The organism is Variovorax sp. MSC1_012 (genome assembly GCF_023667525.1).
In the GTDB taxonomy this organism is placed as follows: Bacteria; Pseudomonadota; Gammaproteobacteria; order Burkholderiales; family Burkholderiaceae_C; genus Variovorax; species Variovorax beijingensis_B.
In genome coordinates, this window is the sequence record NZ_CM174443.1 from 1,794,830 (window position 1) to 1,815,108 (window position 20,279).

Sequence of the window (20,279 nt, forward strand, 5' to 3'; positions counted from 1 at the left end):
TCCGCGGTGTCTCCCGAAAGAAAGCCATGACTGCCACCACTCTCTCACCCACCATCGCAGCCGACACCGGCACCGCCCTTCGCTTCATCACCTGCGGCTCGGTCGACGACGGCAAGAGCACGCTGATCGGCCGCCTGCTGGTCGACAGCAAGACCGTGCTGCAGGACCAGCTCGCCGGCGTGCAGCGCGGCGGCGAAACCGACCTGGCACTCCTGACCGACGGCCTCTCGGCCGAGCGCGAACAGGGCATCACGATCGACGTGGCCTACCGCTATTTCTCGACCGCCAAGCGCAAGTTCATCATCGGCGACGCGCCGGGCCATGAGCAATACACCCGCAACATGGTCACGGCCGCCTCGGCCGCCGATGCCGCCGTGGTGCTGGTCGATGCCACCAAGCTGGCCTGGGCCGCCGAGGTGGAAGACGGCACCGTGGTCAAGCGCGAACTGCTGCCGCAGACGCGCCGCCACACGCTGCTGGCCCATCTGCTGCGCGTGCAGTCGGTGGTGTTCGCGGTCAACAAGCTCGACGCGATCGACGACGCCAGCCTCGCCTTCGAACGCATCTCGACCGCGCTGAACGCCTTTGCCGAAGCGGCGGGCGTTCAGGTGGCCGCCATCGTGCCGATCTCCGCCCTCAAGGGCTGGAACGTGGCCACGCGCCATGCCGACTGGGTGGGCTACGAAGGCCCGAGCCTGCTCGAGCTGCTCGAGGAACTGCCGGTCACCGCGCAGGACGAGGACGTGCCCTTCGCCTTCCCGGTGCAGTGGGTCGAGAAGTTCTCGGCCTCGGCCGACACCTCGCAGGGCCGCCGCGTGTTCTGGGGCCGCGTGGCTTCCGGCCACGTGGAACCGGGCCAGCGCGTGACCGTGCTGCCCAGCAACCAGACCGCCACGGTCGCGCAGGTACTGAGCCATACGCGGCAGCCGAAGGTGGTGCATGCGGGCCACAGCGCCGGCATCGTGCTCGACCGCGAAGTCGACGTGTCGCGCGGCGACTGGCTGCTGGCGCCCGGCGCCTTCGAGCCGGTGCGCGAGATCACCGCCACCGTGGCCTGGCTCGACGACGAGCCGCTGGTCGCGGGCCGCGTCTACTGGGCGCTGCAGGGCCACCGCTGGGTCAAGGCCAAGGTGGCGCGCATCGTCGACCGGGTGAACATCACCACGCTCGAATCCGAGCCCGCCACGCAGCTGGAAGCCAATTCCATCGGCGACGTGGTGCTTTCGCTGCAGCAGCCGCTGGCCGTGCTGCCCTTCACGCAATCGCGCGCCCTGGGCTCGCTGGTGCTGGTCGATACGGCCTCCCACAAGACCGCTGCCGCCGTGCTCGTGCAGCCTGCCGCCGCAAAGGCCTAAAATCTGGGGTTTTCCCCGACCTCACACTGACGTTAGAAGACAAATGACCCACGTCGTCTCCGAAGCCTGCATCCGCTGCAAATACACCGACTGCGTGGACGTATGCCCCGTGGATTGCTTCCGCGAAGGCCCCAACATGCTGGTGATCGACCCGGACGAATGCATCGACTGCGCGGTCTGCATCCCCGAGTGCCCGGTCAATGCGATCTATGCCGAGGAAGACCTCCCGGCCAACCAGATCGCGTTCATCAAGCTCAACGCCGAACTCGCGGTGGCCGATGGCTGGAAGAGCATCACCAAGCGCAAGCCCGCGCTGCCCGACGCCGAAGAGTGGAAAGACAAGACCGACAAGGTCGGCGAACTGGTCCGTTGAACCCCGAAGGCCGAGCCCCCATCGAAACCGACGCGCTCATCATCGGCGCCGGTCCGGTCGGGCTGTTCCAGGCCTTCCAGCTCGGCCTGCTCGAGATCTCCTGCCACATCGTCGATGCGCTGCCCGCCGCGGGCGGCCAGTGCGTGGCGCTCTACGGCGGCAAGCCGATCTACGACATTCCCGGTACGCCCGTCACCAGCGGAAGCGAACTCGCGCAATCGCTGCTCAAGCAAGTCGAACCCTTCAAGCCCCAATTCCATTTTGGCGAGCAGGTGGCCACGCTCGAAAGGCAGGCCGACGAGCGCCTGCTGCTGACCACCTCGGCCGGCACCGCTTTCCTCGCCAGGACGGTGTTCATCGCGGCCGGGGTCGGTGCCTTCGTACCCAAGCGCATCGCGCTCGAAGGCATTGCGCAGTTCGAGGGCCGCTCGCTTTTCTATCACCCCGATTCGCTGGACCGCTTTGCCGGGCAGGCGGTGGTGGTGAATGGCGGCGACGACGTGGCGCTGGAAACCGCCGTCGCGCTCACGGATATTGCAAAGCAGGTCACGCTGGTCCACCGGCGCGACGGCTTCCAGGCCGACGAGGCGCTGGTCGCTTCGATGCGCGCGCTGGTGGCCGACGGCAAGCTCGCGTTCAGGGTCGGCCAGCCCACCGCCTTCGACGGCAGGCAACTGCAGATCACCACGCCCGATGCAACCACCGTCGATCTGCCGCTGGACGCGCTGATCGCCTGCCTGGGCATCTCCCCGCGCCTCGGCCCCATTGCCGACTGGGGGCTGGAACTCGAGCGCAAGCAGGTGCCGGTCGACACCGAGAAGTACGAAACCCGCGAGCGCGGCGTGTTCGCGGTGGGCGACATCAACACCTATCCTGGCAAGAAGAAGCTCATCGTCTGCGGCTTCCATGAGGCCACGCTGGCGGCCTGGGGCGCCACTGCGATCGTCTTCCCGGGCAAGGCCGTGCCGCTGCAGTACACGACCACCAGCACGCGGCTGCACGAGCTGCTGGGCGTGGCTACTTCGCGCTAGGCAGCAGCGCGCGGCATTCGCCGATGAAGCTGCCGATGGCGGCGGCGAATCGGTCGATGTCCGCATCGGTCAGCGGCAGCGACAGCACGACGAAGCCGCGGGGCGAGGCGTAGATGCCTTCGCTCAGCAGGTGGAAGAACAGCAGCTGCCGCAACCGCCCGTCGACCACTGCCAGGTCGTCCACGCATCGCACTTCCCCACGCACGAAATGCGCATTCATCAGCGAGCCGACGCCGGTGAACTGCATGGCCACATCCTCCTTCGCACACAGCGTGTTGAGGCGCGCACGCATCGCCTCGCCGCGCTCGGCCAGCGCGCCGGCCGCCTCGGGCGTGAACAGCTTCGTGAGGCCCGCATAGCCGGCCGCCATGGTCATCACGTTGTTGTTGAAGGTGCCCGAATGGGAGAGCGACCCGGTGCGCGGATCGAACTGCGCCATCACATCCGAACGCCCGCCGAAAGCGCCGAACGACATGCCGCCGCCGATGTACTTGCCGAGCGTGGTGAGGTCCGACCGGATGCCGAGCCTGTTGGCCAGGCCCTGCGGCCCGAGGCGCGAGGTCATGACCTCGTCGAAGACCAGCAGCGCGCCCACCTTCGTCGCACCATCGCGAAGTGCCTGCAGAAAGTCGAGACGCCCCGGAATGCAGCCGCTCGCGCCCTGCATCGGCTCGACCAGGACCGCCGCGATCTCGGGCCCGTGTTTCTCGATCTGCTCGCTCGCAGCCTGCGCGTCGTTGTAGGGCAGCACCAGGAAGTCGAAGGGCACGGTCGTCGGCAGCGGCTTGGCGCCGAAGCCGAGCACGCCGCCGTGGTAGCCGCCCGAGAACACCACAATCTTTCGCCGCCCCGTGAAGTGCAGCGCGGCCGTGAGCGCCATCAGGTTGGCCTCGGTGCCCGAGTTGGTGAAGCGCAATTGCTCGATCTGCGGAAAGCGCTCGCAGATGGTCTTGGCGAGCCGGCCTTCGAGCAGGTTGTGGCCCGTGAGGTTGATGCCGCCCTGCATCGCCTCGACGACCGCATCGCGGATCTCGGGTGCCGAGTGGCCGTAGACGCCGGCCGTGTACTCGGCGATGAAGTCGGCATAGCGGTGGCCGTCGGCATCCCACAGCGCGGCGCCTTCGCCCTTGGCGATGGTGAGCGGAAACGGTGCGTAGAACAGCACCGAGCGGCTGTTGGCGCCGGGCATGTAGCGCGCCTGCGCCTCGAACTGGCGCCGGCTGGCCGGGTTGGCCCCGGTGAAGCGCTGGAAGGCCTGGGCAAGGGACTGGTCGATTGCGGAATCGCTCATGGAACACATCCTCGAAGTGGCGGCATGCGGATTGCCATATCCGGACCATCATCCATGGTTTGGAGGCTGGGCGCACAGGCTCGTACAATAGTTCCCGCTTTGCGCCACGGCGCGGAGCACCACCGCTAGGGGTGTCGAACCGGGATCCGTTCCGGGGCTGACTGAGAGAGTCCCTTTGAACCTGACTGAGGTAATCCTCGCGCAGGGAAGCTGGTCCGGCGGCCTGTCGCGTTGTCTCGCGCGATGGCTCCACCGCCGGAGCCTCGCCCACCTGCCAAACCTTTTGCACTGGAGCAACTGGATGGCATACGACGACGAACTTTCTTCCGCCAACGAGGCGCTCGTGCCCTTGCCCGCGTCGCAGCGCGTGTTCGGCTGGCATGACCACGCATCGCTCTGGTTCAGCCTGGGCGTCGGGCTGCTGGTGATGCAGATCGGCGCCTACCTGGTGCCGGCGGTGGGCACGCGCGACGCGGCCATCGCGATCGTGCTGGGCTCGCTGATCGGCGCGGGCCTGTTGGCCTGGACCGCGCGGCTCGGCTGCGAGAGCGGCCTGGCGAGCGCCGGACTGATGCGCGCCACCTACGGCAGCGCGTTCGCACGGCTTCCGGTGCTGCTCAACATCGTGCAGCTGGTGGGCTGGACCACTTTCGAGCTCGTCATCATGCGCGAGGGCACGCAGGCGATCGGGCAACAGGCCTTCGGCCTGGCGCTCGGCGGGCCCCTGGGCGGCGCCCTCACCACGCTGCTCTGGGGCGCAGTGCTGCTGGCGCTCCTGGCGGGCTCCATGGTCAAGCTGGTGCGGCGCTTCGTGAGCCGCTTCGGCCTGCCGCTGGTGGTGCTTTCTCTGCTCTGGCTGACATGGCAGTTCGCAACGCGCCTGCAAGCCAAGGGACTTGACGCCTTCTGGGCGCGCCCCGGCAACGGGGGCATGGGCATGTTCAGCGCGCTCGACCTGGTGATTGCGATGCCTGTCTCATGGCTGCCGCTGGTGGCCGACTACGCGCGCCACGGCAAGCGCAGCGCAGGCGGCCTCGGCAGCGCCTTCAGCGGCACCTGGATCGGCTATGCGCTGGCCAACGTCTGGTGCTATGCGCTCGGCGTGATGGTGGTGAGCGTGGCCGAACCGGGCACCGGCCTGGTCACCGCCCTGCTGCTCGCCCAAGGCGGCCTGGTGGCGCTGGGCCTGATCCTGATCGACGAGCTCGACAACGCGTACGGCGATATGTATTCGGGCTCGGTGTCCACCCACAGCCTGCTGCCGCGCTGGAGCGTGCGGCGCTGGGGCCTCCTGCTGGCGGCGCTGTGCACCGCGCTCGCGCTGGTGCTGCCGATGCACACGATCGAGCCGTTCCTGCTGATGCTGAGTTCGGTGTTCGTGCCGCTCTACGGCGTGATCCTGGGGCGGCTGGGCACGGGCCAGGCGGTTTCGTCGGTGGGCACGCGCCGGGTCGACCTGGGCGCGGCGCTGATCTGGATTGCGGGCATCGCGGCCTACCACGCGCTCGCCAAGTGGGCGCCGCAGTTCGGCTCGGCACTGCCGACGCTGGCGGCGACCTTCCTGCTGGCCTGGGCCAGCCGGCCCAAGGCTACGCCGACGGCGGCAGGCGGTGCGTCGGCACTGGCGCAAAGCCGTGGTTGAGCGGACCGTGTCCCGCGCCGGTCTTCACATGCGCACCGGCGGCCATCGCGCCGAGGATGTAGGCGCGCGCGCGCTCGACGGCCTCGGGCAACGCGAGCCCCAGCGCCAGATGCGCGGCAATCGCGGACGACAGCGTGCAGCCCGTGCCATGCAGGTTGCGGCTCGCGATGCGCTGCGAGGCCAGCCGCTTGCGAGTGCCGTCGGACCGCAGCAGCACGTCGACCACCTCGTCGCCTGGCAGGTGCCCGCCCTTGAGCAGCACGGCCTGCGCGCCGAGCGCCAGCAATTCGTCGGCCGCATCGTCGAGCGCATCGATGCCGTCGATCGCATGGCCGATCAGCAAGGCCGCTTCGTCGAGGTTGGGCGTGACCACCACGGCGCGCGGGAACAGCTCGCGCACCAGCACCTGCACGGTTTCGGAGGCGATCAGACGGTCGCCGCTGGTGGCGACCATCACCGGGTCGAGCACCACGTTGGGCAGCCGGTAGTGATCGATGGCCCAGGCCACCACCTCGACCACCTCGGGCGCGTGCAGCATGCCGAGCTTGACCGCATCCACGCCGATGTCCTCGACCACCGCCTGGATCTGCGCCTTGAGAAAAGCCGGCGGCACGCCATGGATGCCCGACACGCCGAGCGTGTTCTGCGCGGTGAGCGCGGTGATGGCCGTCATGCCGTAGCAGCCGAGCGCCGCGAAGGTCTTCAGGTCGGCCTGGATGCCGGCACCGCCGCCGCTGTCGGAGCCGGCGATCGAGAGCACGCGTGCATAGCGCAGGGGCGCCTGGGGCGCGTTGGAAAGTGCTGGGGTCATGCTGAAAATTATCGGCGACCGGCCCTGCCTTTCTGCCTCCCCTCCCGGGGGAGGGCTGGGGTGGGGGCAAGCGGCGTGTCTACCGAGCGCTCTGCCCGCCCCCATCCCAGCCTTCCCCCAGCGGGGGAAGGAGCAAGGCCATGAGCCTCCCATTCCAATCCGCCGCCGTCCTCGGCGCCGGCCTCATGGGCCGGCTGCTCGCGGTCACGCTGGCGCGGGCCGGCTGCAAGGTCGAGTTGTTCGAGGCGGGCAGCCCCGAGGCCGAAGGCGCTGCCGCGCGCGTGGCGGCCGCCATGCTCGCGCCGCTGGCCGAATCGGCCGTGGCACCGGTGCCGGTCGTACGCATGGGGCAGTACGCGCTGGGCCGCTGGCCCGAGCTGCTGGCGCCGCTGGCGCAGCCCGTGTTCTTCCAGCGCGAAGGCACGCTGGTGCTGTGGCACCGTCAGGACGCCGCCGAGGCCGCGCGGCTCGCGCGCGTGCTGGCGCGCACCGGCACGCAGGTGCCCGAGCTCGCGCCGATGCGCACGCTCGACGGCAGCGGCATTGCCGCCCTCGAGCCGTCGCTCGGCCAGCGCTTCGCGCAAGGCTTGTTCCTTCCGGGCGAGGGCCAGCTCGACAACCGTGCATTGCTGGCTTCGCTGCTTGCCACGCTGCAGGCCAGCCCCGGCGTGAAGCTGCATTGGCAGTCGCCACGCACGCCCGGAGATTTTTCTCCGGGCACGCCGGGCCAGCCCGACTGGGTGATCGACTGCCGCGGCCTCGGTGCCAAGCCGCAGTGGAACGCGCTGCGCGGCGTGCGCGGCGAAGTCGTCCGCGTGCATGCGCCCGAGGTGACGCTGCAGCGGCCCACGCGGCTGGTGCATCCGCGCTATCCGCTCTACATCGCACCCAAGCCGGGCAGCGTGTTCGTGATCGGCGCGACCGAGATCGAGTCGGACGACATGTCGCCCGCCAGCGTGCGCTCCACGCTCGAGCTGCTGAGCGCGGCCTACGCGGTGCACAGCGGCTTCGCCGAAGCCCGCATCCTCGAGATCGCGACCCAATGCCGGCCCACGCTGCCCGACAACCTGCCCGCCATCCGGCAGCCGCAGCCGCGCGTGCTGCAGATCAACGGCCTGTACCGCCACGGTTTCATGATCGCGCCCGCCGTGCTCGATTCAGCCATGGAGCTGCTCGTGCACGGCCGCTCGGCACTGGCGCAGAAGCTCGGCCTGGAGACATCCCAAGCATGACGATGAATGTCCTGATCAACGACAAGCCCTACACGCTGCAGGACGGCGCCACCGTGATCGACGCGCTGGCCGCACTCGATGCCGTGCCGCCGTTCGCGGTGGCCGTGAACCGGGAGTTCGTGCCGCGCTCGGCCCATGCGGCGCGCGCACTGCAGCCCGAAGACCGCATCGAAGTGATCCGCCCCGTGACCGGCGGCTGAACAAGCAACCCACAGAGATGGAGACAACACGCACCATGAAGACCGCATCTGCAATTCCGGACAACGATCCGCTGGTTCTCTACGGCCAGACCTTCCAGAGCCGCTTGCTGCTGGGCACCGCGCGCTACCCCTCGCCGGACCTGCTCGAAGCCGCGGTGAAGCGCGCCCAGCCCGCCATGCTGACGGCCTCGCTGCGCCGCCAGTCCGCCAGCCCCGGCGCGAGCGACAGCGGCAACGGCTTCTGGGAGCTGCTGCGCCGGCTCGCGGTGCCCGTGCTGCCCAACACCGCCGGCTGCCACAGCGTGCAGGAAGTGATTGCCACCGCGCAGATGGCGCGCGAGCTGTTCGACACGCCGTGGATCAAGCTCGAACTCATCGGCGACGACTACACGCTGCAGCCCGACACGCTGAACCTCGTCGATGCCGCATCTCAGCTGATCCGCGACGGCTTCCAGGTGCTGCCCTACTGCACCGAGGACCTCGTGCTGTGCCAGCGGCTGGTCGACGTCGGCTGCCAGGCCGTGATGCCCTGGGCGGCGCCTATCGGCACCGGCCGCGGGCCCGTCAATCCCTACGCGCTGCAGCTGCTGCGCGAGCGGCTCAGCGTGCCGATGCTGGTCGATGCGGGACTGGGACTGCCCTCGCATGCCTGCCAGGTGATGGAATGGGGCTACGACGGCGTGCTGCTCAACACCGCCGTGGCGCTGGCGCAAGACCCGGTATCGATGGCCGGCGCCTTTGCCGACGCCGTGCAGGCCGGCCGCGCCGCCCACCGCGCCGGTGCCATGGCCGCGCAGGACTCGGCACAGCCCAGCACGCCGGTGCTCGGCACGCCCTTCTGGCATCACGCACCATGAGCGCCGCGCCGGGCCGCCCCAAGCAAGCTCGCACCGCAGTGCGAAGCACGAAGGTCATCCAATGAGCACGTCGATCGACTCCCGCGCCATCTCGCAGGCGATCGTCGCTGCGCATGGGCTGCGCTTCGGCACCAACACGCCCGCGACCATTTCGGCGGGCCGCTTTTCCTCGGACGAGCCGGTGTACCGCGGCGCGAAGCGGGCCTGCACGGCGCTCGGCTTCATCGAGATCGATGCCGAATGCCTGGCGCGGGCCTGGCAGGCGCAGACCGTGCGCACCGGCGCTTTCGATGCCAACCAGTGGCCCGAGACGCCCGCCGATTTCGGCATGCGCGCGTTCCCGCCTAGCGAACGCGACGACGCCTTCGCGCCCTGCCCCGAACGGCTCGGCCTCTACGCCGTGCTGCCCGATGCGCCATGGGTCGGCCGCATGGCGCGCGCCGGCGTTCCCACGGTGCAGCTGCGCTTCAAGTCGGACGACGCGGCAGCCACCGAGCGCGAAGTGCATGCCGCGGTCGATGCCGTGCGCGGCACGGGCGCACTGCTCTTCGTCAACGACCACTGGCAGACGGCCATTGCCGCGGGCGCCTACGGCGTGCACCTGGGCCAGGAAGACCTCGACGCGCTCGCGCCCGCGCAAGTGCAGCAGATCCGCGATGCGGACCTGCGGCTCGGCGTCAGCACCCACGGCTATGCCGAGATGGTGCGCGCCGATGCGGTGAGCCCGAGCTACATCGCGATGGGCGCGGTGTATCCGACCACCCTCAAGAAGATGGCGACCGCACCGCAGGGCGTGGCGCGGCTTGCGGCCTATGCGCGCCTCCTGCGCGGCTATCCGCAGGTGGGCATCGGCGGCATCGATGCCGTGCGCCTGCCCGAGGTGCTGGCCACGGGCGTCGGCTCGGTCGCCGTGGTGCGCGCGCTTGTCGCCGCTGAAGATCCCGAGGCCACGGCCGCGCAATGGATGGCGGCCATGAGCGCCGGCTCCGCATGAACGAACCAATGACAAAAAAGCAATTCCGATCCTGGCCGCTGTCGCCGGTCTCCCATGCAGCGGCCATCGCCTTTCTTCTTCTGGCGGCCGGCGGCGTGCAGGCCCAGCAACCAACCGATCTGCCCGCCATCACGGTGAACGAAAGCAGCGCAGCCCCGCAAGCCGATGTGAGCGGCTTCGGCGACGTGCCGCTGCGCGAGCTGCCGCTCTCGGCCACCGTGGTCGACAGCGCGCAGCTGCGCACGAGCGGCGCGCGACGCCTCGCCGACCTCACGCAGTTCGACTCCTCGGTGACCGATGCCTACAACTCGGCCGGCTACTGGGACTACCTGACCGTGCGCGGCTTCGTGCTGGACAACCGCTTCAACTACCGGCGCGAAGGCTTGCCGATCAGCGCAGAGACATCGATCCCGCTCGACAACAAGGAGCGCGTCGAGATCCTGCGCGGCACCAGCGGCATCCAGGCCGGCACCAGTGCGCCGGGCGGGCTGGTCAACTACGTGGTCAAGCGGCCCACCGAGCAGGACCTGCGCACGCTTCGCATCGAAACCACCAGCCGCGGCAGCGTGCTCGGCGCGCTCGACCTGGGCGGGCGCTTCGGTGCGAACCGCGAGTTCGGCTACCGGCTCAACGTCGCGAACGAAAACCTCAAGCCGCTCGTGCACAGCCTCGACGGCAACCGCAACATGTTCTCGCTGGCGGGCGACTGGCGCATCACGCGCGATTCGGTGCTCGAGTTCGAGATCGAGCGCAGCCACAAGACGCAGCCGAGCCAGAACGGCTTCAGCCTGCTGGGCAGCACGCTGCCCGCGCCGGTCGATCCCAAGATCAACCTGAACAACCAGCCGTGGTCGCAGCCTTCGGAATTCAACGCGCTCACCGGCAGCGTGCGCTTCAGCCAGGCGCTCAATGCCGACTGGCGCTGGAGCGCGCAGGTCGGCCAGCAAAGGCTCAGGACCGACGACCGCCTGGCCTACGCCTTCGGCTGCGGCGCCGAAGGCAACTACGACCGCTACTGCCCCGACGGCACCTTCGACTTCTACGACTTCCGCAGCGAGAACGAGCGGCGCACGCAAACGGCCGGCAGCCTCAACCTCAAGGGCAACGTGATGACCGGCAGCGTGCGGCACGAGCTCGGCTTCGGCCTGCTCGCGAGCCGCGTGCGCAACCGCTTCCAGGACCAGGCCTACAACTACGTGGGCACCGGCAACATCTGGGCCACGGCCATCGTGCCGCCCGACCCCACGCTGACCGACGCCAACACCAACCGCGACGAACGTTCCACCGAGCTCTCGGTGCAGGACGCGATCCGCTGGAACAGCCGCTTCACCACCTGGCTCGGCGTGCGCCACACGTGGCTGGACCGCGACAGCATCCGCACCGATGGCACGCGTCCCACCGGCTACAAGGATGGCATCACCACGCCATGGATGGCCGCCAGCTTCGCCATCCAGCCGGGCCTCCTGGCCTATGCGAGCTGGGGCAAGGGCGTCGAGTCGCAAGTGGTGCCGAACAAGGGCTCGCAGTACAACAACGCGGGCGAAGCGCTGCCCGCGCTGACGTCGCGCCAGTGGGAGCTGGGCCTCAAGGGCGGCAGCGACGCATTCGCCTGGCAACTCGCATGGTTCGACATCAAGCGCCCGATGACGAACCTCGACGCCTGCAACCGGCTCGGCACCACGCCCTGCGACGGACGCTACGACGGCAGCGCCGTGCACCGCGGGCTCGAAGCGGGCGCACAGTGGAACACGGGACCCTGGCGCCTTGCGGGCAGCGTGACATTGATCGATGCCAAGCGCCGCGGAAGCACCGCCGAGCCCGCGACCAACGGCCAGTCGCCCACCAACGTGCCCAAGCAGGTGCTGCGTGCACAGGCCGGCTACCGCGTGGCTTCGGTGCCCGGCCTCGAACTGCTCGGACAGCTCTCGCATGAAGGCCGCCGCAACGTACTGCCCGATGGTTCGATCACCCTGCCCTCATGGACGCGCGTCGACGCGGTGCTGCGCTACGACACCCGGCTGCGCGGCGTGAACACGAGCTGGAGCATCGCCATCGACAACCTGTTCGACCGCCGCTACTGGAAGGAATCGCCCTATCAGTTCGGCCACGTCTATCTCTTTCCAGGTGCGCCGCGCACGCTGCGCTTGGGGTTGAGCGTGTCGCTCTGAGCTCGGATTCGAAAAATTTTCAGAAATTTATTGCGTCCGCATTGGCGCGCTCAAACGACGCAAAAAACCACGCTATAATTTGAGGCTTGTTCCTCGATAGCTCAGTTGGTAGAGCGCCGGACTGTTAATCCGTAGGTCCCTGGTTCGAGCCCAGGTCGAGGAGCCACTACATGCCGCAAGGCCTCTGGATGCCCCGCTACTCACAAGGTAGCGGGGCATTTCCTTTTGGGGGCGCCTCACTCCATCTCGGCAGCCCGAATCCGAAGCCGAAGACAGAGCCGCTCTTCTTCGCCTTCCCGGGCTCGGGCTCATCCTTTCGCGGCCCGACGTCGAGATCCTCGACCACCTTCTGCAACTCGAGCAGTCCGGCGGCCATCGCGGCCTTGTAGGTCTTCATGGACCTCGCCTGCTGGTTGAGAAATGCCAGCCGGACTTCGGCAGGTCGGACAACCTCGACTGTCCGGTCGCCATCAGACAAAAAAACGCCCAGCACGCGGCTGGGCGGAATCCCTGGCGATGCCGCCAAGGGCCCCGCAAAACCAAGATCCGGGGGCAACTGCAAAAGAGGGTTCGAGCATTGGCTCGGGGTTTTTATATTACTGTATATTCATACAGGTTTGATGCGGGGGTCGAGATACCCGTTCGAAGGTCAGGCGCTTTCCAGCAAGAAGGCGGAGGAGAAATGAACATGAATCAGGCCGAACTTTTTTATCCCCAGGCTGCGGCTCCAATCCAAGAGGTCGCGCTCCCGCAGGCCGATGCCCCGGAAGACCCGCCTTTCAGGTTCGAAGACATCGAGCCCGAACCCCGGGTTGCCTACATCGTGCGGCTTGCCGACTACCCGCACCCGGCAGCCGACGCCGTCAAGGTCTCGGAGCAGCGCTTCCGGCGCGAGCTCGACCGGCAGCTCGGCGGCGACGTCATGCGTGCGCTGCGCGCGTTCCACAATGCCAGCGAATCCAGCGAAACCGACCTCACGAGAGAAGAGATGGCGCTCGCCAGGCGATGGATGAAGGCCTACGACGCAGCCCGAACCGCCGGCTTTCGCGATCTTGGGGACACCGATGAAGCGTTCTTCGACGTGCGGCCGATCTGAGCACCGATCCTGTTGGCCATGCGCCCCGTCCGACGCCTGTAGGGTGATCCGCACGAATCTCATCAACGCAGACTGAACACAAGCCGCCACGGTTGGGCCATGATGTTCCCATCGTGCCAGCTACACCCATTGAGTACCTGCTCGAACTCGAACATGCCAGGTTCCCGGTTCATGTTCGGGATCCGGAGTTGATCCAGGCCATCGCGACGCTCAAGGCCCTGGGCTGTGTCGAAGCCGACATCTCCCCGCCGCTCGATCTTCGCAGTTCGTTCAGGAACTACGAATCTGCGGTGGTCGTGAAGATCACCTCGGAAGGAATCACGGAACTCGCATTGGCGTACGGGTGACCGCCCCCTTCACTCGCTTCAGGTTCTTCCGGTCTGGGACGGGGCTCGCTGCCCGGCCGATGTAGGAACGGGCCGCACAAGACCCAGCGATGGAGTGCTACGTCCCCGCGGCAAAGCAAAAAAGAGGGTATATCCCAGAATACAAATTGGGCGCCGAACGGTAACGACGCGTACATTAGCGCCAACGTACTATCGCCTCGCGTCATGCACTTGAAATCTCTACTCATCACCGCGCTGCTGCTTGTTGCGGGCGGTCTGTTCTGGTGGTGGGCCTTCGACGGCGGATTCATTGCCGTGATTGTTGCCATTGGCCTGGGTGCCGTGCTCTTCCTGGCCCTTCGGGGCAACAAGTCCATCAAGGACGAACTCGACGCGCAGGTTCCCGACAAGGATTCGGGCAACAAGGAATCCTGAGCCGGGCGCCAGCCTCAGCGCAGCGCAAACGCCAGCGTCACCGCGCCCAGGGCCAGCAACGCAAGGCCCGCGATGAAAACCATCTCGCCCCAGGCCTCCAGCCGCACGCCCGAGCTGCGCGAGCGCATCGAGATGAAAGACAGCAGCGCGCTGGCCAGGAAGACCAGCGCGTCGATGGCCAGCAGGCGGTCGATCAGGAGCCGCAGGTCGTCGCGCGGGCCCAGGTGGCCGATCGACATCACGGTCATGCACACGCCGATCATGGTGGCCGACGTGGGCAGGATGTGCGCCGAAAGGCCGCCCGCGGATGACGCCATCTTTTTTTGTCCTGGCGCGGGCTTCACCCGATCCGCACCGGCACGAAGATCTTGTCTTCGCCGCGCTGGATCAGCAGCGCCACCGACTTGTCGGCCTTGGCCACCACCTCGCGCACCTGCTCCAGGCTCTTGGCAGGCGTGCCGTTGATGGCCAGCAGCACATCGCCCGCCTGCACGCCGGCGATGGCGGACGGGCCCGCCACATCCTCGACGAGCAGCCCGTTCTCGATGGCGGCTTCGCGCTTTTCCTGCGGCTGCAGCGGCCGCAGCGCAAGGCCGAGCTTGCCCTGCCCCGCCGCGCTCTCGTTCCTGGCAACCTGCGCGGGCTTGTCGCTCGCATCGCCGAGCTTGGCCGAAAGCTCCTGGCGCTCGCCTTGGCGCCAGACTTCGAGCGTGACCTTCTTGCCCGGCGCCTGCTGCCCGATGACCGCGGGCAGGTCGCCCGACGAGACGATGGGCTGGTTGTCCACCTTGCGGATCACGTCGCCCGCCTTCAGGCCGGCCTTGTCGCCGGGGCCGCCCTTCTCGATGTTGGAGACCAGCGCGCCCTCGGGCTTATCGAGCTTGAAAGAGTCGGCAAAGGCCTGGTTCACTTCCTGCACCGCCACGCCAAGACGCGCATGCGTGGCCTTGCCGGTCGCGACGATCTGGTCCTTCACCTGCACCGCCACATCGATCGGAATGGCGAAGGACACGCCCTGGTAGCCGCCACTGCGGCTGTAGATCTGCGAGTTGATGCCGACCACTTCGCCGCGCGTGTTGAGCAGCGGGCCGCCGGAATTGCCAGGGTTCACCGCGACGTCGGTCTGGATGAACGGCACGTAGCTGTCGTCGGGCAGCGAGCGGCCCTTGGCGCTCACGACGCCGGCCGTCACGGTGCTCTCGAAGCCGAAGGGCGAGCCGATGGCCAGCACCCATTCGCCGACCTTCAGGTCCTTGGTGTTGCCGAGCGCAAGCGTGGGCAGGTTCTTCGCATCGATCTTGAGCACCGCGATGTCGGTCTTGGCGTCGGCGCCGAGCACCTTCGCGCGGTATTCGCGCCGGTCGGTCAGCTTGACGGTGACCTCCTTGGCGTCTTTCACGACGTGCGCGTTGGTCATGATGATGCCGTCAGGACTCACGATGAAGCCCGAGCCCTGCGCCCGCACCGGCACTTCGCGCTGCTGGGCGCGTGGAGCGATCTGGCCCTGGAAGCGGCGGAAGAACTGGAACATCGGATCGTCCGGATCGATGCCCTGCATCTCGGCCGCGGCCTGGTCCTCGGACGCCTTGGCGGTGCCGGTCACGCTGATGTTGACCACCGCGGGGCCGTCGCGCGAAGTGATGGTCGAGAAGTCGGGCAGCGTCACCATGGCCGCGGGCGCCACGCTCGTGGCGTTGGTGGTCGGCGCGTTCACGGCGCGGGCACTGGTGTAGGCGCCGGCACCGACGGCACCGATCACGCCGGCGGTCGCCAAGGCAAGCACCAGGGCATGGGGAGAAGTCAGGCGGGTGTTCATTTCTAGCGTTCCTTTCAATGCGTCTGCACGCAAACACGATGAAAGGAATGTCGGTCCGCTGGCTTAAGCGCGGCTTAAACGAACCGCGCGCGGCGATTCAGGCCTTGGCGGCAAAGCGCACCAGCACCCGCAGGCCGCCCAGCGTCGGCGATGCCGCGAGCGCCACCGTGGCGCCATGCATCTGCGCGATCGACTTCACGATGGCCAGCCCGAGCCCGCTGCCCGGCGCCTGCGGCTCGCCCGAGCGGTAGAAGCGGTCGAGCACGCGCTCGCGCTCTTCCTCCGGCAAGCCGGGGCCACTGTCGTCCACGCTCAACTCGACCGCCGCGCCCAGGCTTGCAATGCCGACGTCGACGCGCCCCTCTTCGGGCGTGTACTTGACGGCGTTGTCGATCAGGTTGCGCAGCAGCATGCGCAGCGCCTCGGGCTGGCCGTTCACCACGGCCGGGTCGGCATGCGAGATGCCGATGTCGATGCGCCGGACCTGCGCCGCCGCGACCGCGTCCGAGATGGCCAGGCGGGCCACTTCGGCCAGGTCGACCGGTTCGGACTTGGCCCCCGCAGCCATGCTGGCTTCGTGCCGGGCCAGCGCGAGCATCTGCTCGACCAGGCGCGTCGCGCGGTCGATACCAGCGACCAGCCGGCTCACGGCCAGCTCGCGCGACGCGGCATCGGACGCGCGCTGCAGGCCCTGCACCTGCAGCTTCAGCGCGGCCAGCGGCGAGCGCAATTCATGCGCCGCATCGGCAACGAAGTGCTTCTGCGCATCGAAGGCATGCCGCACCCGGTCGAACAGGAGGTTGAGCTCCTGCACCAGCGGGCGCACCTCGTCGGGCAGGTTCTCCTCGCTCACGGGGGAAAGATCGTCGGCCTGTCGCGAGGCAACCTGCCCGCGCACGCGCGCCACCGGCGCGAGCGATCGGCTCACCACCCACCACACCACCAGCATGAGCAGCGGCGCCATCAACGCCACCGGCGCGATCGTGCGCAGGGCCAGCGCTCCGGCCATGTTGCGGCGCGCCGCCATGTCCTGCGCGACCTGGATCACGAGCCCGCTCGTCTGCATCGAGAACACGCGGTAGGTGGTGCCGCGCGCACGCACGTCGGCAAAGCCCAGCACCGCCAGTTGCGGCAGCGCGGCCTGCTCGGCCGATTCGAAGATGCGCACGCCGTCGGCCGTCCACACCTGCACCACGAACTCGAAGTTCTGCTCGCCGCTGCCCAGGCCGCCTACGGCCGCGCTCGGCGGCAGGCCGGCGCGCAGCGACAGCGCCATCTGCTGCATGTGGTAGTCGAAGATGTCGTCGGCCTCCTTCAGCACCGTGCGGTAGGCGACCAGCGCCTGCGCGCCGGCAGCCAGCACGATGGCCGCGAGCAAGAACCACAGCAGGCGCGCGCGCAGCGATCCGGTCAGCGCGCGGATCATGCCTTTGGCACCATGTAGCCGACGCCCCGCACGTTGCGGATCAGTTCGGCACCGAGTTTCTTGCGCAGGCCGTGCACGTAGACCTCGACCGCATTGCTGCTGATCTCGTCCTTCCAGCTGTAGAGCTTTTCCTCGAGCTGGGCGCGCGACAGCACCATGCCGGGCCGTGCGATCAGCGGCTCGAGCACGGCCCATTCGCGCGCCGAAAGCACCACCGGCTGCCCCTCCACCGCGACCTCGCGCGTGGCGGGATTGATGCTCACGCCCATGTGCTCGTACACCGGCTCGGCGCGCCCCGCGGCCCGGCGCAGCAGGGCGCGGATGCGGGCCAGCAGCTCATCGAGGTCATAGGGCTTGAGCACGTAGTCGTCGGCGCCCGCATCGAGCCCTTCGATGCGCTGCTGCACCGAGTCGCGCGCGGTGGCAATCAGCACCGGCATGCGCTGCTTGCGGGCGCGCAGGCTGCGCAGCACCTCGAGCCCGTCGCGGCGCGGCACGCCCAGGTCGAGCAGCACGAGGTCGTACTGCTGGGTGCGCAATGCGGACTCGGCCGCCTCGCCGTCCTTCACCCAGTCCACCGCGTACTGCTCGGCGCGCAGCAGGTCGAGCACGGCCTCGCCGATCATCACGTCGTCTTCGAGAAGCAGGAGTCGCATGGTGTTGTTTGGTCCGTTTCGGGATTCGAGGCGGCGGCCGCGTGGAAGTTCACCTCACAGCAGCGACCGCACTTCGCGCGCCGCCTCGAAGAGCAGCGGCAGCATCTCGCGCTGGAGCGTCTCTTCCTGGTAGCGCGTACCGGACAGCACCACGTTGAGCGCGGCCACCGTGCGGCCCTGCATGTCGCGCAGCGGCACCGCGAGCGCCTGCACGCCGAGCTCGTGCTCTTCGCTGGCAAAGCAGTAGTCGTCCTTGCGCACGCGGGAGATCAGTTGGCGCAGGCCGCGCGCCTGGGTGGTGGTGTGCGGCGTGAGCCGTGCGAGGTGGCGCCCCTTGAGCCACTGTGTGAACTGGGCCGGCGCCATGGCCGCGAGCAGCACCCGCCCGGTCGAGGTGGCATGCGCCGGCAAGCGGGCGCCAAGGTGCAGCCCATAGGCCAGCACGCGGGTCGGCGTGCCGTAGGCGCCGCTGCGGGCAATGATGACCGCCTCTTCGCCATCGAGCACCACGGCCGAGAACGATTCGCCGGTCTGCGCCGCCAGCCGGTTCAGCGTGGGCTGCAGCGCGCGCGGCAGGCGCGACGAGGCCAGATAGCTGCCCGAGAAACGCAGCACCTTGGGCGCCATCCAGAAATAGCTGCCGTCGGTCTCCAGGTAGCCCAGGTGGGCCAGCGTGAGCAGGTGCCGGCGCGCAGCGGCACGCGTGAGGCCGGCGCGCTCGGCGGCCAGCGTGGCGTTGAGGCGCTGGCGCTCGGTGTCGAAGCTTTCGAGCACCGCCATTCCCTTGGCGATGCCCTCGATGAAGTCGGCCTTGGCGATGGTCATTTCGGTCAATCTGCGAAGTGTTGCGCGATGATCGCGCAGCCATTCGCATGATCGCACAGAGCCTTGCCGCACGCCGCGACAGCCGGCCGCGCACGTCCTACGCTCCCGGAAAACCCATTGGAGACACGAACATGCGCACACAGGTCGCGATCATCGGCGCAGGCCCGGCAGGCCTGCTTCTCGGACAGCTGCTTTTCAAGGCCGGCATCGACAACATCATCGTCGAGCGCCAGAGCGGCGACTACGTGCTCGGGCGCATCCGCGCCGGCGTGCTCGAGCAGGTCACCATGGACCTGCTGGCGCGCGCGGGCGTCGATGCGCGCGCCAAGGCCGAAGGGCTGCCGCACGAAGGCATCGAACTGCTGTTCAAGGGCGCGCGGCACCGCATCGACATGCACGGCCTGACAAACGGCAAGCAGGTCACGGTCTATGGCCAGACCGAAGTGACGCGCGACCTCATGGAAGCGCGTTCGGCCGAGGGCCTTGCCACCATCTACAGCGCCGCCAACGTCAGCCTGCACGACTTCGATTCGCAACGCCCGCACGTGCGCTACGAGAAAGACGGCCAGGCGCACGAGATCGAGTGCGACTTCATCGCCGGCTGCGACGGCTACCACGGCGTGAGCCGCGCCAGCGTGCCGGCCGACGCCATCCAGACCTACGAGAAGATCTATCCCTTCGGCTGGCTCGGCGTGCTGGCCGACGTGCCGCCGGTGTCGCACGAACTGATCTACGCCAATACCGAGCACGGCTTTGCGCTGTGCAGCATGCGCAGCGCGCACCGCAGCCGCTACTACGTGCAGGTGCCGGCCGACGAGAAGGTCCAGAACTGGAGCGACGAGGCCTTCTGGGACGAGCTGCGCGCACGGCTCGACCCCGAGGCCCGCGAGCGGCTGGTGACCGGTCCCTCGCTCGAGAAAAGCATTGCGCCGCTGCGCAGCTTCGTTGCCGAGCCGATGCGCTTCGGCGCGCTGTTCCTGGCCGGCGACGCCGCGCACATCGTGCCGCCGACCGGCGCCAAGGGGCTCAATCTTGCGACGGCCGACGTGGGCTACCTCTCGCGCGCCTTCGAGATCTTCTACGGCGAGAAATCGGCCTCCGCGCTCGACCGGTATTCCGACCTCTGCCTGCGCCGCGTCTGGAAGGCGGAGCGCTTCTCGTGGTGGTTCACTTCGCTGATGCACCGTTTCCCCGAGACCGGCGCCTTCGGCCAGAAGATCCAGGAAGCCGAACTCGACTACCTCGTGCATTCGCACGCCGCCTCCACCGCGCTGGCGGAAAACTACGTGGGCCTGCCGCTCGAAGACTTCTAGCCGGCCGCCTCGAGCGTCTTCTTCATCGCCACGCCACCCTGCGCCATCATCGGTTCGATGTAGGCGGCCAGTTCGTCGGGCAGCACGTCGGTGATCCAGACAAAGCGCGACCACCCTTCGCCCAGTGCGAACACCTGGGCCGAGGCATGGTGGTGGCTGGCCTTGCCGCCGGTCACGGTGTAGGCCAACCGGCGGTTGGGCTCGTCGATGCCCACGAGCAGTTCGCGCGCCACCAGGCCGTTGGCAAAGCTGACGATGCGCGCGCCCTTGCCGTCCAACTCGCAGCCGGTGAGGAAACCGGGTGCAAGGCGCGTGTGCACGGCGCCAAAGTCGCGCAGCGCGTCCCAGACGCGCGAGGCATCGGCTTCGACGATGAATTCCTTGTAGATCGTTGCCATGGTTGTGCGCCTTCAGGGGCAGGCCGCCTCGTGG

22 protein-coding genes, 1 tRNA gene and 1 riboswitch are annotated in these 20,279 nt (G+C 68.2%); of the genes, 14 read left to right on the top strand and 9 right to left on the bottom strand.

Going from position 1 to position 20,279, the window contains the following annotated elements; translation table 11 throughout:
• Positions 1–26: 26 nt before the first annotated feature.
• From cysN to L1081_RS08480, 3 genes are read left to right on the top strand one after another with little or no spacing between them, the layout of a single operon-like run.
• Positions 27–1,355 (top strand): sulfate adenylyltransferase subunit CysN, encoded by a 1,329-nt coding sequence (gene cysN / locus L1081_RS08470; RefSeq protein ID WP_489416032.1) that lies wholly within the window; start codon positions 27–29, stop codon positions 1,353–1,355.
• Between the two features lie 43 nt (positions 1,356–1,398).
• Positions 1,399–1,728 carry a ferredoxin FdxA gene (fdxA, locus tag L1081_RS08475; RefSeq protein WP_012747513.1) on the top strand — a complete coding sequence of 110 codons (330 nt, stop codon included), beginning with the start codon at positions 1,399–1,401 and terminating at the stop codon, positions 1,726–1,728.
• Complete coding sequence (locus L1081_RS08480) at positions 1,725–2,759, top strand: FAD-dependent oxidoreductase (RefSeq protein ID WP_489416033.1); 1,035 nt, start codon at positions 1,725–1,727, stop codon at positions 2,757–2,759. The genes fdxA and L1081_RS08480 overlap by 4 nt, the downstream gene beginning before the upstream one ends.
• On the opposite strand, the gene L1081_RS08485 is transcribed toward L1081_RS08480, so the two are convergent.
• Positions 2,746–4,050, bottom strand: a complete 1,305-nt coding sequence (locus L1081_RS08485) for an aminotransferase class III-fold pyridoxal phosphate-dependent enzyme (protein ID WP_489416034.1) — start codon at positions 4,048–4,050, stop codon at positions 2,746–2,748. The genes L1081_RS08480 and L1081_RS08485 overlap by 14 nt on opposite strands.
• 117 nt (positions 4,051–4,167) lie before the next feature.
• A riboswitch (TPP riboswitch) is annotated at positions 4,168–4,275 on the top strand.
• A 76-nt stretch (positions 4,276–4,351) separates the two neighbouring features.
• Here L1081_RS08485 and L1081_RS08490 point away from each other — a divergent pair.
• On the top strand, positions 4,352–5,692 hold the full coding sequence (locus L1081_RS08490; protein ID WP_489416035.1) for a cytosine permease: 1,341 nt from the start codon (positions 4,352–4,354) through the stop codon (positions 5,690–5,692).
• Here the strand turns inward: L1081_RS08490 and thiD are convergent.
• Positions 5,640–6,503, bottom strand: a complete 864-nt coding sequence (thiD, locus tag L1081_RS08495) for a bifunctional hydroxymethylpyrimidine kinase/phosphomethylpyrimidine kinase (RefSeq protein WP_489416036.1) — start codon at positions 6,501–6,503, stop codon at positions 5,640–5,642. The two genes, L1081_RS08490 and thiD, sit on opposite strands and share 53 nt — an antisense overlap.
• A 140-nt stretch (positions 6,504–6,643) precedes the next feature.
• Here thiD and L1081_RS08500 point away from each other — a divergent pair, with 140 nt between their 5' ends.
• The 6 genes from L1081_RS08500 (at position 6,644) to L1081_RS08525 (ending at position 12,120) form a co-directional block, all read left to right on the top strand.
• Positions 6,644–7,735: an FAD-dependent oxidoreductase gene (locus tag L1081_RS08500; RefSeq protein WP_489416037.1), complete on the top strand. Its 1,092-nt coding sequence runs from the start codon at positions 6,644–6,646 to the stop codon at positions 7,733–7,735.
• Positions 7,732–7,935, top strand: a complete 204-nt coding sequence (thiS, locus tag L1081_RS08505; protein ID WP_489416038.1) for a sulfur carrier protein ThiS — start codon at positions 7,732–7,734, stop codon at positions 7,933–7,935. The genes L1081_RS08500 and thiS overlap by 4 nt, the downstream gene beginning before the upstream one ends.
• A gap of 35 nt (positions 7,936–7,970) precedes the next feature.
• On the top strand, positions 7,971–8,792 hold the full coding sequence (locus tag L1081_RS08510) for a thiazole synthase (RefSeq protein WP_489416039.1): 822 nt from the start codon (positions 7,971–7,973) through the stop codon (positions 8,790–8,792).
• 61 nt (positions 8,793–8,853) lie between these two features.
• A complete protein-coding gene (thiE, locus tag L1081_RS08515) occupies positions 8,854–9,786 on the top strand; it encodes a thiamine phosphate synthase (protein ID WP_489416040.1) in 933 nt (310 codons plus the stop codon).
• Positions 9,783–11,954: a TonB-dependent siderophore receptor gene (locus tag L1081_RS08520; RefSeq protein WP_489416041.1), complete on the top strand. Its 2,172-nt coding sequence runs from the start codon at positions 9,783–9,785 to the stop codon at positions 11,952–11,954. Before thiE ends, L1081_RS08520 begins: the two co-directional genes overlap by 4 nt.
• Before the next feature lie 90 nt (positions 11,955–12,044).
• Positions 12,045–12,120, top strand: a tRNA-Asn gene (locus tag L1081_RS08525).
• A 30-nt stretch (positions 12,121–12,150) separates the two neighbouring features.
• Here the strand turns inward: L1081_RS08525 and L1081_RS08530 are convergent.
• A complete protein-coding gene (locus L1081_RS08530; protein ID WP_489416042.1) occupies positions 12,151–12,351 on the bottom strand; it encodes a hypothetical protein in 201 nt (66 codons plus the stop codon).
• Between the two features lie 291 nt (positions 12,352–12,642).
• Here L1081_RS08530 and L1081_RS08535 point away from each other — a divergent pair, with 291 nt between their 5' ends.
• The 3 genes from L1081_RS08535 (at position 12,643) to L1081_RS08545 (ending at position 13,811) form a co-directional block, all read left to right on the top strand.
• Complete coding sequence (locus L1081_RS08535; protein ID WP_489416043.1) at positions 12,643–13,050, top strand: hypothetical protein; 408 nt, start codon at positions 12,643–12,645, stop codon at positions 13,048–13,050.
• A 113-nt stretch (positions 13,051–13,163) separates the two neighbouring features.
• Complete coding sequence (locus L1081_RS08540) at positions 13,164–13,397, top strand: hypothetical protein (RefSeq protein WP_145743679.1); 234 nt, start codon at positions 13,164–13,166, stop codon at positions 13,395–13,397.
• 204 nt (positions 13,398–13,601) lie between these two features.
• On the top strand, positions 13,602–13,811 hold the full coding sequence (locus tag L1081_RS08545) for a hypothetical protein (protein WP_489416044.1): 210 nt from the start codon (positions 13,602–13,604) through the stop codon (positions 13,809–13,811).
• A 14-nt stretch (positions 13,812–13,825) separates the two neighbouring features.
• Here the strand turns inward: L1081_RS08545 and L1081_RS08550 are convergent, their stop codons facing one another.
• The 5 genes from L1081_RS08550 to L1081_RS08570 all read right to left on the bottom strand — a co-directional run bounded on the left by L1081_RS08550 (position 13,826) and on the right by L1081_RS08570 (position 18,534).
• Positions 13,826–14,128 (bottom strand): hypothetical protein, encoded by a 303-nt coding sequence (locus L1081_RS08550; RefSeq protein WP_012747497.1) that lies wholly within the window; start codon positions 14,126–14,128, stop codon positions 13,826–13,828.
• 23 nt (positions 14,129–14,151) lie between these two features.
• A complete protein-coding gene (locus L1081_RS08555) occupies positions 14,152–15,627 on the bottom strand; it encodes a Do family serine endopeptidase (protein WP_489416045.1) in 1,476 nt (491 codons plus the stop codon).
• A 97-nt stretch (positions 15,628–15,724) separates the two neighbouring features.
• Complete coding sequence (locus L1081_RS08560; protein ID WP_489416046.1) at positions 15,725–17,053, bottom strand: ATP-binding protein; 1,329 nt, start codon at positions 17,051–17,053, stop codon at positions 15,725–15,727.
• Entirely contained in the window at positions 17,050–17,709 is a 660-nt protein-coding gene (locus L1081_RS08565) for a response regulator (protein WP_012747494.1), read from the bottom strand. Before L1081_RS08565 ends, L1081_RS08560 begins: the two co-directional genes overlap by 4 nt.
• A gap of 54 nt (positions 17,710–17,763) precedes the next feature.
• Positions 17,764–18,534 (bottom strand): IclR family transcriptional regulator domain-containing protein, encoded by a 771-nt coding sequence (locus L1081_RS08570; protein ID WP_012747493.1) that lies wholly within the window; start codon positions 18,532–18,534, stop codon positions 17,764–17,766.
• Between the two features lie 131 nt (positions 18,535–18,665).
• Between L1081_RS08570 and pobA the strand changes: the two genes are divergently transcribed.
• Positions 18,666–19,847, top strand: a complete 1,182-nt coding sequence (gene pobA, locus L1081_RS08575; protein WP_489416047.1) for a 4-hydroxybenzoate 3-monooxygenase — start codon at positions 18,666–18,668, stop codon at positions 19,845–19,847.
• Here the strand turns inward: pobA and L1081_RS08580 are convergent.
• Positions 19,844–20,245: an SRPBCC family protein gene (locus L1081_RS08580; RefSeq protein ID WP_489416048.1), complete on the bottom strand. Its 402-nt coding sequence runs from the start codon at positions 20,243–20,245 to the stop codon at positions 19,844–19,846. The genes pobA and L1081_RS08580 overlap by 4 nt on opposite strands.
• Positions 20,246–20,279 lie beyond the last annotated feature (34 nt).

What these genes read in the sequence shown, in the direction of transcription:
- L1081_RS08490 (WP_489416035.1), top strand. Translation starts at nt 4,352, where the DNA reads ATGGCATACGACGACGAACTTTCTTCCGCCAACGAGGCGCTCGTGCCC.
- L1081_RS08550 (WP_012747497.1), bottom strand. Translation starts at nt 14,128, where the DNA reads ATGGCGTCATCCGCGGGCGGCCTTTCGGCGCACATCCTGCCCACGTCG.
- cysN (WP_489416032.1), top strand. Translation starts at nt 27, where the DNA reads ATGACTGCCACCACTCTCTCACCCACCATCGCAGCCGACACCGGCACC.
- L1081_RS08510 (WP_489416039.1), top strand. Translation starts at nt 7,971, where the DNA reads ATGAAGACCGCATCTGCAATTCCGGACAACGATCCGCTGGTTCTCTAC.
- thiE (WP_489416040.1), top strand. Translation starts at nt 8,854, where the DNA reads ATGAGCACGTCGATCGACTCCCGCGCCATCTCGCAGGCGATCGTCGCT.
- L1081_RS08530 (WP_489416042.1), bottom strand. Translation starts at nt 12,351, where the DNA reads ATGAAGACCTACAAGGCCGCGATGGCCGCCGGACTGCTCGAGTTGCAG.
- L1081_RS08555 (WP_489416045.1), bottom strand. Translation starts at nt 15,627, where the DNA reads ATGAACACCCGCCTGACTTCTCCCCATGCCCTGGTGCTTGCCTTGGCG.
- L1081_RS08500 (WP_489416037.1), top strand. Translation starts at nt 6,644, where the DNA reads ATGAGCCTCCCATTCCAATCCGCCGCCGTCCTCGGCGCCGGCCTCATG.
- L1081_RS08535 (WP_489416043.1), top strand. Translation starts at nt 12,643, where the DNA reads ATGAATCAGGCCGAACTTTTTTATCCCCAGGCTGCGGCTCCAATCCAA.
- thiS (WP_489416038.1), top strand. Translation starts at nt 7,732, where the DNA reads ATGACGATGAATGTCCTGATCAACGACAAGCCCTACACGCTGCAGGAC.
- thiD (WP_489416036.1), bottom strand. Translation starts at nt 6,503, where the DNA reads ATGACCCCAGCACTTTCCAACGCGCCCCAGGCGCCCCTGCGCTATGCA.
- L1081_RS08570 (WP_012747493.1), bottom strand. Translation starts at nt 18,534, where the DNA reads ATGACCATCGCCAAGGCCGACTTCATCGAGGGCATCGCCAAGGGAATG.
- pobA (WP_489416047.1), top strand. Translation starts at nt 18,666, where the DNA reads ATGCGCACACAGGTCGCGATCATCGGCGCAGGCCCGGCAGGCCTGCTT.
- L1081_RS08545 (WP_489416044.1), top strand. Translation starts at nt 13,602, where the DNA reads ATGCACTTGAAATCTCTACTCATCACCGCGCTGCTGCTTGTTGCGGGC.
- L1081_RS08520 (WP_489416041.1), top strand. Translation starts at nt 9,783, where the DNA reads ATGAACGAACCAATGACAAAAAAGCAATTCCGATCCTGGCCGCTGTCG.
- L1081_RS08560 (WP_489416046.1), bottom strand. Translation starts at nt 17,053, where the DNA reads ATGATCCGCGCGCTGACCGGATCGCTGCGCGCGCGCCTGCTGTGGTTC.
- L1081_RS08485 (WP_489416034.1), bottom strand. Translation starts at nt 4,050, where the DNA reads ATGAGCGATTCCGCAATCGACCAGTCCCTTGCCCAGGCCTTCCAGCGC.
- L1081_RS08565 (WP_012747494.1), bottom strand. Translation starts at nt 17,709, where the DNA reads ATGCGACTCCTGCTTCTCGAAGACGACGTGATGATCGGCGAGGCCGTG.
- L1081_RS08580 (WP_489416048.1), bottom strand. Translation starts at nt 20,245, where the DNA reads ATGGCAACGATCTACAAGGAATTCATCGTCGAAGCCGATGCCTCGCGC.
- fdxA (WP_012747513.1), top strand. Translation starts at nt 1,399, where the DNA reads ATGACCCACGTCGTCTCCGAAGCCTGCATCCGCTGCAAATACACCGAC.